Source organism: Sphingobacterium sp. IITKGP-BTPF85 (genome assembly GCF_001006065.1).
GTDB classification, from domain to species: domain Bacteria; phylum Bacteroidota; class Bacteroidia; order Sphingobacteriales; family Sphingobacteriaceae; genus Sphingobacterium; species Sphingobacterium anhuiense.
Genome location: NZ_ASZT02000140.1, coordinates 1 through 13,690, shown reverse-complemented (window position 1 = coordinate 13,690; position 13,690 = coordinate 1). Strand labels below are relative to the sequence as shown.

12 protein-coding genes and 4 pseudogenes are annotated in these 13,690 nt (G+C 40.9%); 15 read left to right on the top strand and 1 reads right to left on the bottom strand.

Annotated features, from left to right (window positions below):
- The 15 genes and pseudogenes from L950_RS20470 to L950_RS20405 all read left to right on the top strand — a co-directional run.
- Positions 1–275, top strand: a pseudogene (locus L950_RS20470) (hypothetical protein); the annotation flags it as partial.
- Positions 276–378: 103 nt separating this feature from the next.
- Positions 379–944 (top strand): annotated as a pseudogene (locus tag L950_RS20465) (helix-turn-helix domain-containing protein).
- Between the two features lie 85 nt (positions 945–1,029).
- A pseudogene (locus L950_RS20460) lies at positions 1,030–3,443 on the top strand (heavy metal translocating P-type ATPase).
- Between the two features lie 99 nt (positions 3,444–3,542).
- A complete protein-coding gene (locus tag L950_RS20455) occupies positions 3,543–3,764 on the top strand; it encodes a heavy-metal-associated domain-containing protein (RefSeq protein WP_021188997.1) in 222 nt (73 codons plus the stop codon).
- A 261-nt stretch (positions 3,765–4,025) separates the two neighbouring features.
- Positions 4,026–4,205, top strand: a complete 180-nt coding sequence (locus L950_RS20450) for a hypothetical protein (protein ID WP_021188996.1) — start codon at positions 4,026–4,028, stop codon at positions 4,203–4,205.
- Positions 4,206–4,586: 381 nt separating this feature from the next.
- Positions 4,587–5,351 carry a DUF3347 domain-containing protein gene (locus L950_RS20445; RefSeq protein ID WP_231577739.1) on the top strand — a complete coding sequence of 255 codons (765 nt, stop codon included), beginning with the start codon at positions 4,587–4,589 and terminating at the stop codon, positions 5,349–5,351.
- A 14-nt stretch (positions 5,352–5,365) separates the two neighbouring features.
- Positions 5,366–5,671 carry a hypothetical protein gene (locus tag L950_RS20440; RefSeq protein ID WP_021188994.1) on the top strand — a complete coding sequence of 102 codons (306 nt, stop codon included), beginning with the start codon at positions 5,366–5,368 and terminating at the stop codon, positions 5,669–5,671.
- Positions 5,672–5,689: 18 nt separating this feature from the next.
- Positions 5,690–7,807: pseudogene (locus L950_RS36815) on the top strand (heavy metal translocating P-type ATPase).
- A 6-nt stretch (positions 7,808–7,813) separates the two neighbouring features.
- Positions 7,814–8,479 carry a DUF3347 domain-containing protein gene (locus tag L950_RS20430; protein ID WP_021188993.1) on the top strand — a complete coding sequence of 222 codons (666 nt, stop codon included), beginning with the start codon at positions 7,814–7,816 and terminating at the stop codon, positions 8,477–8,479.
- An 11-nt stretch (positions 8,480–8,490) separates the two neighbouring features.
- On the top strand, positions 8,491–9,015 hold the full coding sequence (locus L950_RS20425) for a DUF305 domain-containing protein (protein ID WP_002993268.1): 525 nt from the start codon (positions 8,491–8,493) through the stop codon (positions 9,013–9,015).
- A gap of 196 nt (positions 9,016–9,211) precedes the next feature.
- Positions 9,212–9,460, top strand: coding sequence for a hypothetical protein (locus tag L950_RS34195; protein WP_021188992.1), 249 nt, complete (start codon positions 9,212–9,214; stop codon positions 9,458–9,460).
- A 122-nt stretch (positions 9,461–9,582) separates the two neighbouring features.
- Complete coding sequence (locus L950_RS20415; RefSeq protein WP_021188991.1) at positions 9,583–9,948, top strand: heme-binding domain-containing protein; 366 nt, start codon at positions 9,583–9,585, stop codon at positions 9,946–9,948.
- Positions 9,949–9,961: 13 nt separating this feature from the next.
- Positions 9,962–11,152 (top strand): multicopper oxidase domain-containing protein, encoded by a 1,191-nt coding sequence (locus L950_RS34190; RefSeq protein ID WP_231577734.1) that lies wholly within the window; start codon positions 9,962–9,964, stop codon positions 11,150–11,152.
- Between the two features lie 26 nt (positions 11,153–11,178).
- The gene (locus tag L950_RS34185) at positions 11,179–12,234 is read left to right on the top strand and encodes a multicopper oxidase domain-containing protein (RefSeq protein ID WP_231577491.1); all 1,056 of its coding nucleotides are present in this window, start codon (positions 11,179–11,181) and stop codon (positions 12,232–12,234) included.
- Between the two features lie 233 nt (positions 12,235–12,467).
- Positions 12,468–12,692, top strand: a complete 225-nt coding sequence (locus tag L950_RS20405) for a hypothetical protein (protein ID WP_021188990.1) — start codon at positions 12,468–12,470, stop codon at positions 12,690–12,692.
- Between the two features lie 209 nt (positions 12,693–12,901).
- Here the strand turns inward: L950_RS20405 and L950_RS20400 are convergent, their stop codons facing one another.
- Positions 12,902–13,384, bottom strand: a complete 483-nt coding sequence (locus tag L950_RS20400) for a hypothetical protein (RefSeq protein ID WP_156169783.1) — start codon at positions 13,382–13,384, stop codon at positions 12,902–12,904.
- Positions 13,385–13,690: the final 306 nt, after the last annotated feature.

The window sequence follows — 13,690 nt, the reverse complement described above, 5'->3', positions numbered from 1 at the left end:
TGTCGGTTCTGTATCAGATAACTTTGATGAACAGTATCGAGCAGAAATATTCAGCTGAATTCGTAGTAGATAATGAAAAGGTAGCAGCAGAAAGCAAAGCCTTTCAGCAAATACCGCAAATCTTATCTTTTGTAAATGAGCAGGGCGAGGATAAAATGAAGCAGGAAATTGAAAGTAATTACAAGCAGATAAAAGCAGACATCCTGAATATTGTTGTAAGTGAAATGGAGCGTATCAAGAACGACCCTGATTTACAGCATTTGGTACAAGAGTGATGATTAAGTTCACTGTAATTCTATTAAATCTTCAAAAGTCGAAGTAAGAATTTTAAATCGTAAATTTGCTAATGAATTAATAGAATATGGACAGCAAAAAGTTATGACGACACTCTTTATTAAAAATATGGTTTGCAACCGCTGCATCCTGGTTGTGCGAAATGAATTGGATAAACTCGGTTTGGAGATTGAAAATATTAAACTGGGAGAGGTTATCCTAATCAACGAGCTAACCTCTAAAAAAAGGATGCTTTGGTAGCAGCGTTAGATCCTTTAGGTTTTGAAGTTATTGATGATAAAAAGTGCAGGATTATAGAGAGGATAAAAAACATCATTATCGAGCTTGTGCACAATCGGGATAGCGACATCAAAACCAACCTTTCGGATGTATTAAGCAATAAATTGCATCACGATTATAATTACCTTTCAAATCTGTTTTCAGAAGTAGAGGGTACTACCATCGAAAAATATTTTATTGCCCAGAAGATTGAAAAGGTAAAAGAGCTTTTGGTGTATGATGAATTGTCTTTGAGTGAAATTGCTTTCCGTCTGAATTATTCAAGCGTTGCTTATCTAAGCAACCAATTCAAAAAGGTAACTGGGCTAACACCAAGCCATTTCAAACAGATTAAAGAAGATAAAAGAAAGCCTTTGGATGAGGTTAAGTAAATCTTACAAATCTCTTTCAAAATTCCACAATAACACCAACCTAAATAATTGCCAACTTTGTATTGTAAATTAATACAAGCAGAATATGGTAAACAATAATAGAGAAATAATTTATATTCCCTTAGAAGACGTAGAGAGCGAACACTGTGCATTAATTGTTGAAAAAGGATTAGCAGAAGTTAAAGGTCTCGAGAGCCATAAGGTAGAATTGAATAATCGCAGGGCTGCTATTACCGTCAGCGATAACGAGGTAGTAGGCGAAGCCGTAAAGGCAATCAAAGATTTAGGCTACGGCGTTCCCACCGTCAAAAAAACTACCCCGTATTGGGAATGACCTGTGCATCTTGTGCAGGAAGTGCCGAGAGTATGGCAAAATACACTCCGGGCGTAGTAAATGCCGAAGTGAATTACGGTACAGGAAACCTCAACGTTGAGTTCCTGCCGAATATAACCAGTTCCGAGCAAATCAGGAAAGCGGTACAGGATGGTGGTTATGACCTGTTGCTCGAAGAAGAGAACAAGCAGCAGGAAACATTGGAAGCTATCCACGCCGAAAAATTCAGAAAACTTAAAAACAAAACCATTTGGGCGGTAATCCTATCGCTTCCGGTAGTCATTATCGGTATGTTCTTTATGGATATGCCTTACGGTAATGAAATAATGTGGGCTTTCTCCACTCCAGTAGTTTTATGGTTTGGTAAAGATTTTTTCATCAATGCGTGGAAACAAGCGAAACACCGTTCTGCCAATATGGACACACTTGTCGCATTGAGTACAGGTATCGCCTATATATTCAGTGTATTCAATATGCTGTTTATGGACTTTTGGCATCAGAGAGGTTTACACGCCCACGTGTATTTTGAAGCCGCAGCCGTAATCGTTGCTTTTATTCTATTGGGTAAACTATTGGAAGAAAAAGCCAAAGGCAATACCTCATCAGCCATTAAAAAACTGATGGGTTTGCAGCCGAAAACCGTTATCGTAATAGAAGCGGACGGAACGGAAAGACAAAAAGCCATCGAAGATGTAAATGCAGGCGATATTATTATGGTTAAGCCGGGCGAAAAAATTGCGGTGGACGGAATGGTAACATCGGGCAATTCGTATGTTGATGAGAGTATGTTAAGTGGTGAACCTGTTCCAGTGTTGAAAAAAGAAAACGAAAAAGTATTTGCAGGAACAATTAACCAAAAAGGGAGTTTCCTGTTCAAAGCCGTTAAGGTAGGCAAAGAAACGATGCTTGCCCAAATCATCAAAATGGTGCAGGACGCACAGGGCAGTAAAGCACCCGTACAAAAACTGGTCGATAAGATTGCAGGTATTTTTGTTCCTGTTGTGATGAGTATCGCCGTTCTTACATTTATACTTTGGTTTATTTTGGGTGGTGATAATGGTGTGGTACAGGGGTTGTTAGCCGCAGTTACCGTATTGGTTATAGCTTGTCCTTGTGCTTTAGGTTTAGCGACCCCAACCGCTATTATGGTTGGTGTGGGTAAAGGTGCAGAAAGCGGTATTCTGATTAAAGATGCTGAAAGCCTTGAATTAGCGAAAAAAGTTAATGCTATCGTGTTAGACAAAACAGGTACAATTACAGAGGGAAGACCGGAGGTAACAGGTATTGAATGGCTGAACAGCGATGATGCAACAAAGGATATTCTATTGAGCTTAGAAAAGCAATCAGAACACCCTTTGGCAGAAGCCGTAGTGAAAAACCTGCAAGGTGCTTCTACAACTACTTTGACCAACTTCCAAAGTATCACTGGTAAAGGAGCAAAAGCCGACCACAATAACGAAACTTACTATGTAGGTAACAAAAAGCTGTTAGCAGAGAACAAGATCCGCATTGCCGAGCAACTGCAAAAGCAAGCTGACGAATGGGGCAAACAGTCCAAAACCGTGATTTGGTTTGCGAACAGCAAACAAGCTCTTGCGGTAGTAGCTATTTCTGATAAAATCAAAGAAACGTCGGTACAGGCAATCAAAGAAATGCAGGATATGGGTATTGACCTGTATATGCTTACAGGCGATAACGAAGCGACAGCCGAAGCGATTGCATCGCAGACAGGTATTAAGCATTATAAAGCAGAAGTATTGCCACAGCACAAAGCCGACTTTGTGAAAGAACTGCAAGCACAAGGCAAAGTGGTAGCAATGGTCGGCGACGGTATCAACGACAGTACGGCTCTTGCGACCGCAGACGTAAGTATCGCAATGGGTAAAGGGTCGGATATTGCAATGGACGTAGCGAAAATGACTATCATTTCATCAGACCTTACCAAAATACCACAGGCGATTAGATTGTCAAAACAGACCGTTGCGACTATCAAACAAAACCTGTTCTGGGCGTTCATTTACAACCTTATCGGCATTCCGATTGCCGCAGGTATTCTTTACCCAATCAACGGTTTCTTATTAAATCCAATGATTGCGGGTGCAGCAATGGCATTGAGCAGCGTTAGTGTGGTAAGTAACAGTCTTCGATTGAAATGGAAGAAGTAAAACAGTAAATCTCACAAATCAAACAAGAAATTACACAACAATACTCAACAGAAGAGTACGGAAATTTGTATTATCAGATAACTCTAAAATTTGTAAGCAATGGAAAATAAACAATTTCAATTTAAGACGAACATCAATTGTGGTGGATGTTTAGCATCTGTGAAACCTCATTTGGATAATGCCGATGGCATTTGCCACTGGGAAGTTGACACCTCCAATAAGGACAAGGTACTTACGGTGAAGTCAGAGGGCATTACCGAGCAGGAGGTAATATCGACTGTACAAAAAGCAGGCTTTAAAATTGAACCTTTGGAAGCCTAAGCCAACAATTGTTTGAAATGCCCTTTTTTCTACAAAATTTCCATTATGTGAGGTTGCCGAAAAAGGGCATTTTATCACTTCTGAAAAAAGACTGATAGTTTAATGTCTTGATAACACTTTTAGTTTAAATAGCAAAAAAACGTAAAGCGATATAAAAAACCAATCTTATTTGTAACTTTGTTGTGTTGAAAAATTTTAGCATACATATAAGCATTTTGACATTATTCTGTCTGGTATTCTTTATGATGCCAAGTCAGAGCTATGCCTGTTCCAAGAATTCAAAGAAAACCGAGCAATCTTCATGCTCAAAGGAGAAAACCAAAAAATCAGAACATAAAAAAGGTTGTAAGGACAAATCCTGTAAAAAATGTAATAATGATAACTGCGGGGGCGGTTGCACACATAACTCTTGTAGATGTGGGGCTTCAACCACATCCCTAAGTGTTCCTCCCATAATAGATTTAAAGGCAGAAAATCACTTCACAGCAACAATAAAGCAAAAATTCGGTTTTAAAGAAGCCTACTATTCCTCGGGCTTTTTCTCCATTTGGCTACCACCTAAAATAAGCTAATACTATGGCATGATAGCATAGGTGTGTCTTGTCAAAAGCTATTCAGGCTTTTGTAAATCCCTTATTTAATATTATTATTTTAAAATTCAAACAGAAATGGGATTGATAACCCATTTCTTAAAATGTAATCATTATGAAATCATTATCAAAAATAGTGATGGTAATCGCTGTATTACTGTCCTCAATAAACGTTTTCGCACAAATAAAGAATGCGAAAACAGAAACCGTAAAGATTTACGGTAATTGTGGCATGTGTAAAACCACAATCGAAAAAGCAGGTAACGTAAAAAAGGAAGCCAGTGTGGAATGGAACAAAGACACCAAAACGGCTACGCTCACCTACGACAGTGACAAAACAAATCAAGATGAAATTCTGAAACGTATCGCTTTGGCTGGTTATGATAGTGAGAAATTCCGTGCGCCGGATGACGTATATGCGAAACTTGCCGAATGTTGCCAGTACGATAGACCTATAAAGACGGTTGCTAAAAACAAAGATGCGGGAATGAATATGAGTGCTGGACATGGCGACCACAACCATAGCGAAATGACAGCATCCGCTAACAAAGGAACGGCTCAAAACCAATCACAGCTAAAGGCTGTATTTGACAACTACTTTTCAGTGAAAGATGCTTTGATAAAAACCGATGCGGCGACCGCATCTGCCAAAGCCGCTGAATTGGCTGCATCCCTTAAAGCAGTCGATATGAATAAGCTATCGGCAGAGGAACATACGGCTTGGATGAAAGTGATGCAGGACTTGACGGCCAATGCGGAAAGCATTTCAAAATCAAAAGATGTTGCAAAACAAAGAAGTGCTTTTGCGGCACTTTCGGGAAGCATCTACACACTGGCCAAAGTGTCTAAACAGGATACTCCCGTTTATTACCAGCACTGCCCTATGTACAATGGAGGTAAGGGAGCCAATTGGCTAAGTAAAGAGAATGCTGTTAAAAACCCATATTACGGCTCACAGATGCTTACCTGCGGCAGTACGGTCGAAACCATTAAATAACAGGTCTGAAAGCTATGGTACAGTACAATGACATGGTGCAGGCGCTTAAAGACCTAAGACAGCGTGGATACAGTATGGACTTTAGTCTGTTGCCGGACTGCCTGTACTGTGCGTCAAGGAGCCTGAAACTAAAACCGGAGGATTTTACGGTTAGGGAAACCCATAGGTTTGAAAGCCTCGACAGCAGTCCTGATAACAATGCCGTGATTTATGCCATATCGTCCAATGATGGTAAGAATAAAGGCGTACTTGTGGATGCCTATGGTGCTTATGCCGAAGAAATGACCCATGAGATGGCAAAAAAATTAAGTGCAACATAACTTTTAAAACCCCTTATTATGAAAAAATACACGTGTCCCATGCACCCGCAGGTGCTAAAAGACGAACCAGGCAAATGCCCGCTTTGTGGCATGGCACTGGTTCCCGTTGGCGGTAGCTCAGTTTCTCATGTACAAAAATCAGGACATGGGCATTCCGGGCATTCTCATCATAACCAAGCCAGAGATAGCTTTAACAAACATGAGGGGCATCATACAGGCGATTTTCTCGCTCGTTTTTGGATAAGCCTCGTCATTACAATCCCTATCCTGCTCCTGTCACACATGATACAGCAATGGTTGGGTTTCAGCCTTGCTTTCAATGGAGATAAATATGTGCTGCTGGCATTGGGTACAGTGATTTATAGCTATGGAGGCTTGCCGTTCCTAAAGGGAATGATTGGCGAGGTGAACGCCAAAGCCATAGGATGATGACACTTGTTGCTATCGCTATATCCGTAGCCTATGTCTATTCCGTAGCCGTTGTATTTGGCTTGCAGGGCATGGACTTCTTTTGGGAACTGGCTACGCTTATCGACATCATGCTGTTAGGGCATTGGCTGGAAATGCGTTCCCAAATGGCTGCTTCACGGGCTTTGCAATCATTGGTTGCTTTGCTGCCTAACGATGTCACGGTGGAGCGAAACGGAGAAGCGGTAAAAATAAAGCTTGAAGACCTGCAAAGCGGTGAAACGGCTATCATAAAACCGGGTGAAAAAATTCCAGCCGATGGATTGGTACTGGAGGGGCTTTCGTATATCAACGAGAGCATGCTTACCGGAGAAAGTATTCCCGTGAAAAAGGAAAAGGACGGAAAGGTCATCGCAGGCTCTATCAATGGCGATGGTGCGCTGAAAGTTAAGGTAACAGCCGTTGGAAAAGACAGCTACCTGAACAGGGTTATCAATCTTGTGCAGGAGGCACAAGCTACTAAGTCCAATACGCAAAACCTTGCGGACAAAGTTGCCAAATGGCTCACCTTTATTGCCATTGCCGTTGGCATAGGCACATTTGCCTATTGGTATGCAAGCAGTGGAGATATTGCCTTTGCGCTTGAAAGAATGGTGACGGTAATGGTAACGGCCTGCCCGCACGCATTGGGCGTGGCTATCCCGTTGGTGGTCGCCATTTCCACAACGCTATCGGCGACCAATGGTCTGCTCATCCGCAACCGCACAGCATTTGAAACCACCCGAAAACTTTCCACTGTCATTTTTGATAAGACCGGAACGCTCACCAAAGGTTCCCATGCCGTAGAAAAGGTTATACCGTTAACAGACGAATATAATGCCGATGAGGTTATCCAGTATGCTGCCGCAGTACAGCAAAATTCGGAACACCATATCGCCAAAGGCATTATGGCTACATTGAAAGAAAAGAGCCTTGCCTTATGGAAGTCTGAAAACTTCAGCTATATGCAGGGCATAGGTGTTAAAGGTGTTGTGAACGGGAAAAATGTCGTAGCTGGCGGCCCGAATTATTTCACCGAAAACCACCTTTCCCTGCCTGAAATTCCAAACGAAATCAATCAAGAGGCCGAAACGGTCAACTTTGTCCTCATTGATGACCGGGTAATCGGCATCATTACTTTGGCAGACAGCATCCGTGAGGGTTCGGCACAGGCGATTGAGGAACTCAAAAAATGGGCATCAAGTCCTTTCTGCTCACCGGGGACAACGACAGGATTGCTGCTGCCGTAGCCGGAAAATTGGGTATGGACGGGTATTTGGCTAATGTGCTTCCGCACAACAAGCAGGAGAAAGTAAAGGAGTTTCAGGCAAAAGGCGAAATCGTAGCAATGACTGGTGATGGTGTAAATGATGCACCTGCACTGGCACAGGCAGATGTGGCATTGCCGTGGGTTCCGGTACGGACGTGGCTGCCGAAACAGCGGATATCATATTGGTAGACAGCGACCCGAGGGATGTGGTCAAACTGATTGACTTCGGCAAACTTACCTACAAAAAGATGGTACAGAACCTGATATGGGCGGTTGGCTACAACGTGGTGGCAATACCGCTTGCGGCAGGCGTACTCTATCCGAATTTTATTTTAAGTCCTGCTATGGGTGCTGTGCTGATGAGTGTAAGCACCATTGTAGTGGCTATTAACGCAAGTTTTTTAAAAATCAAAAAATAAATAAAAATGAAAAATCTAACATTATCAATCATTGCTGTTATCATGGCATTTGTAACAGTATCATGCAATCAGGCATCCAACAAAAACGAGCAGTCTTCAAGTGATACTGCTGTTGTATCACAAGAACAGTCAGCTTCCCAACCAAAAGAGGATGATACGGTAGCTGCGCCCGCTGTGAGTGAAACTCCGAGCGGTCAGGAAGCAAAAGCAACAGGAAAAGAAGAAGCAAAAAACTTTTCTATTGCGCCCATAGTTACCGATTATCTGTCCTTAAAGAACGCCCTTGTTTCGGACGATGACAAAGCTGCCGCCAGTTCAGGGAAAAAGCTGTTAGCTACCCTGAATAAAGTGGACATGAAAGCCGTTCCTGCCGATAAGCACAAAAAGTACATGGACATAGCGGACGATGCTAAAGAACACGCAGAACATATCGGGGAAAATGTCGGCAACATCCACCACCAGCGGGAACATTTGGCCTCGCTTGGCGAAGATTTGAAAGACCTGATTGATTTGTTCGGTACATCGCAAACATTGTATCAGGACCATTGCCCGATGTTCAATGACGGTAAGGGTGCTGTTTGGTTCAGCGAAAACAAGGAAATCAAAAACCCTTACTACGGTTCTAAAATGCTGACCTGCGGTAAGGTGGAAAAAACAATTAACAGCAAATAAAATTCAGGGTTATGGAAAATATGCAAAACAGTCACCATGCGGGTCATTCCTCGGAGCATGGCACGCACAATACAAAACATGCTTCGGCCATGTACAAACGCTTTGCGGTGATGGCTGTCGCAATGTTCGCAGTGATGTATTTTATCATGTACGCCATGATTGACGGGTGGCAGAACCTGATACCCAATATCAACAATTTGTACATGACCCTGCTGATGACCTCGGCAATGCTGCTTATCGAATTAGCGATAATGAAAGTAATGTACCCCAACAGGAAGATGAATTGGGCGATAGCCATCATCTCGGTTGCTGTTGGCATCTTTTCATGGTTTGGTATCAGGGAACAAATCAATGTCGGGGACAAGCAGTTTGCAAAGGGTATGATACCCCATCACGCAGCAGCCATATTGATGTCCGAAAAGGCACACCTGACCGACCCGGAACTGATAGAGTTGCAAAAAAATATACTTAAAACCCAAGCGGAAGAAATTGAACTAATGAAGCGCAAGCTAAAAGAGTTTGAAGAAAGTAAATAATAAAATTTAAAAAAACAAGTTTCGACATGAGCAAAATAATAATTGGCTTTATTTCCTTATCAGCCTGCTATTCACCGCTTGCGGGCAGGCAGGGTCAAATAAGGATGAAGCGGCACAGCATCATTCGCAGGCAACTCCGGAAAGCCACGGGCATAGTACCCAAATAGGTGAATTGGTTCCATCGGATGAAGTCTGCATGGTCAACGATGCCTATATGGGCAAAAAGCAGTTTGACGTAAAATTTGACGGTAAAATATATTACGGGTGCTGCGAAATGTGCAAAGAGCGTATTCCAAAAGATGCCACCGTGCGGATGGCGATAGACCCCTATTCCCATAAGCAGGTGGACAAAGCTGTTGCGGTGATTGCTGTGACAGGGAATAACGGTGAAGTTTCCTATTTTGAAAACAAGGGGAATTATGCCAACTATGTAAAAAAACAGTAGACAGAAATAAGATGAAGCCACAATAAAATAATTATGACCATAAAGAAGAAAATCATATTGGGTTTGGCTGTTATCCTAATCGTCATGCAATTTTTCAGCCCGCCCGCAACCAGTCAGATAAAGTGCCTGTCACGCATATCGAAAGACTGTACGCCGTACCCCAAAATGTAAAGGCTATCCTTGTCCAGTCCTGTTACGACTGCCACAGCAACAATACCCGATACCCGTGGTATAGCCGTATCCAACCCGGCGCATGGTATATGGCAGAACATATCAAAAAAGGAAAAGACGAACTTAACTTTAGCGAGTTTGGCGACTATTCTGCCCGCAGACGCCGAAATAAGTTTAGGTCGATGGCCGGACAAATAAAGGACGGGGAAATGCCATTGTCGTCATATACGCTAATTCATCGTAATGCAGTATTGTCACCGGAGGATAAGCAGGTTTTGATAGCGTGGTTTGGCACAATGGAAGACAGCATTAAATAAAATTTTTCAACGAATGAACAGATATAAAAAAATACCCATAAGAATATTGCAAACAGTGCTGATACTGCTTTGCACGCAAACGCTGTTTGCACAGAGAGTAGTGCATTACGAGCTGTATGTAAAAGATACACTTGTCAACTATGCAGGTAAGCAAAAAAGGGCGATTGCCGTAAACGGGCAAATCCCCATGCCCACCCTTACCTTTACCGAGGGCGACACTGCCGAAATAGTGGTGCACAACCAATTGAAAGAAAGCACATCACTGCACTGGCATGGTGTGTTCCTGCCCAATAAAGAAGACGGTGTGCCCTGGCTTACGCAAAAGCCCATCGCACCGGGTACAACCTACACCTACCGTTTTCCGATTATCCAGCATGGCACGCACTGGTATCATTCGCACTCAGGCTTGCAGGAGCAGATAGGCATGTACGGTAGTTTTATCATGAAAAAAAGAGGCGACGATAAAACCTTTAGAAAAGGAATTGACGATTTGCCGACCGTCCCGATTATATTAAGTGAGTGGACAAATCTTAACCCGGATAACATCAACCGTATGCTACACAATGCAAATGATTGGGCGGCCATTAAGAAAGGTGCTACGCAATCGTACGTTGAAGCTATTAAGGAGGGAAAATTAGGCGTAAAGGTAAAAAATGAGTGGAAACGGATGCTGGCGATGGATGTCAGTGATGTGTACTATGATAAAATCCTAATAAATGGTAGCCATAGCACCGATTTGAAAACAATTGGTGGTAAAAAGCTAAAAGCAGGTGACAAAGTCAGATTACGCGTTTCCAATGGCGGGGCGTCTTCGTATTTCTGGCTAAGATATGCTGGAGGGAAAATTACAGTAGTAGCGAATGATGGAAATGATGTTGAGCCTGTAGAAGTAGATAGATTAATCATTGCAGTTTCTGAAACTTACGATATTGTAGTGACTATCCCTCAAGATGGTTTAGCCTATGAGTTTTTAGCAACAACCGAGGACAGAATACAATCAGCAAGCTACTTTATAGGTGATGGGGTCAAACAGCTTATTTCCCCGCTTCCACGATTGAAGTATTTCGAGGGGATGAAGATGATGAACGATATGATGAAAATGAATGGCGACTTGGACGATATGGGTATGAAAATGAGCCTGAACCAAATGGACATGAATGTAGTGATGTATCCGGAAATTACAGGAAATGGGGAAAAAAGATAGACCATAGTCAGCACGGCGGTATGAATATGGATAACGACCCTAATCGTTATAATGCGAATGCTTTGGGAGAAATCAAAACATTAAATTATGCAATGTTACAATCGCCACACAATACTACTCTTCCTAAAGATGCACCCGTAAAGGAGCTGAAATTTACACTTACTGGCAACATGAACCGCTATGTATGGAGCATGGATAATAAAATACTTTCGGAAACAGATAAAATTCCTGTAAAAAAAGGCGAAGTCCTGCGGATTACCATATATAATAATTCAATGATGCGACATCCAATGCATCTTCACGGATTTGATTTTAGGGTTATTAATGGAAAGGGAGAAAAATCTCCATTGAAAAATGTTTTAGATATTATGCCAATGGAAACCGATACTATTGAGTTTTTGGCGAACGAAGAGGGTGATTGGTTTTTCCATTGCCATATCCTTTATCATATGATGGCAGGAATGAACAGGGTGTTTGAAGTTGGAGACTATAAAAACCCTTACTTACCCGACAAGGCAAAAGCTTATAAGGAATTGCAAAGAGAAAGTAATATGCCTCATTTTATGGCACAAAATGATTTTGCAACCAATGGTAATGATGGAGAAGCTATGCTGATGAACGCACGTTATCAATTAGGTACTGAATGGCGTTTAGGTTATAATAGTATGCATGGTTATGAAGTAGAAACCCATTTGGGAAGATATATTGGTAAGATGCAATGGTTCATGCCGTTTGTAGGGTTTGATTGGCGATACCGGAAAATGGGAGAAGATGAGCATGAAAAAAACATCTTTGGACAAATCAACAAGAAAGATACCCGAAGAGCCTTTAGTGTAGGGTTTATGTACACCTTACCTATGTTGGTCAATTTTCAGGCAGAAGTGTACCATGACGGAATTGTCAGATTACAGTTAATGCGTGAAGATATTCCTATTTCAAAAAGGTTAAGGGGGGGCTTTATGGTAAATACTGATTTAGAATATATGGGTGAACTCAGATACATCATCAATAAAAATATTGGTATTCGCACCCACTATGATAGTGATATGGGCTTCGGCGTGGGACTGGCATTGACTTATTAAAATTGATTTACTAAGGTTTTAAAATGTAAAAATAAATGAAATTAATGATGCAGGGATAATTTCGCAAGGATTGACCTGCATCATATTACAACCCAATTAATGGATGCAACTACCTCTCGTTCCATCGTCAACATGGTAGGGATTGAAGTTCTATAAGCAGTAATTACATATAAGCTAATATGAAGAGTATTAGCTTATGTAATTACTAATAGTATGTAATTAAAAATAGGCGGATGAATAAATTCTACAATGAAACACTAAATAAGCTGGAAAATGAAATCAAGGAATTAGAGATTGAAACCAATTTCTCTGTACAGAAGATTGAAACTGCAATAAAATTTATCATTCATAGTCTTACCGACTTAAAGAAGTTTGTACTGAAAAACGACTTTAGAAACTTGGAAGAAGAAATCCATTTTTTCAAGTATCAGAAACTAGCTCTCATAATGATTGGGTAAGGGTCGCTTTTGCAATAAGTAATTCCTTTAATTATGACTTTGGGTATAATTGGTTTATAAAATTAGCTCAGCTTGATGGACAAAACTACGATGAAGATGAGAGCTTAAAGTTAATTTCTAGGTGTTACAGTACTGGTGTGAGCCACAGCACATTCGGAACTATTCAATATTTGGCAGAAGATAAGGGGTGGGAGCTGCGTAAACACTAGTTATTTGGTTTTGAATTTTCGTAACCATCTAGCATTTTCATATAAGGTAGATCTATTTATTCGTTTGGATTCATGACCTTCTACCTTGTTAAGATTGGCTTTAATTGTTTCATATATTTGTTTAGGCATCTGCTGACTAATCGTGATTTTATTAATAATAGATAATGGAACCTCAATTTCAAAAAGAGATAAGTTGTCGTCATTGTTTTCGACAATGATACGATACTCCTCTTCACATCGGTACGGCCATCTCTTCGTAAAAGGTATCTCTTCGGTATCCATTTCAAAATCCTTATGTTCAATATCTCTAAGCTTAACATAATTAACTTTTTTATGCCTTAGGCCTGGTATCTCATCAATTAATTTAAAAAGATTTTTTGCATTAAACTCTATCACACAGCCACTTGGTCCGTCTGAAAAAGTTTTCCAATGATGAATAGTTTCATCGCCGTGTGTAAAACACACAGCGAATAAATTTTTCAATTCTTTTCGTTTCTTATACTCCAGAATTATCTCAGAATCGTTCCGATCATCCCATAATTTGGGATCTAACAGAACAAGCTTTTTACGTTGTAAAATCTAATAATACTGGAAGCGTGGTGAATCTTTTTAATCTTAATATTTTTTTTTCCATTTGATTAATGTATTTTTTGTCTATTCTTAACAACGCGTTTTATAACTCTGATCTATAAGTAGTAATTCCTAGTCCAACAATATTGACAATTTAAATTGTACCAAAAATGGTCGTATCCGGCCTACCAAGTAACATATTGTTTAGTCTGATTACGA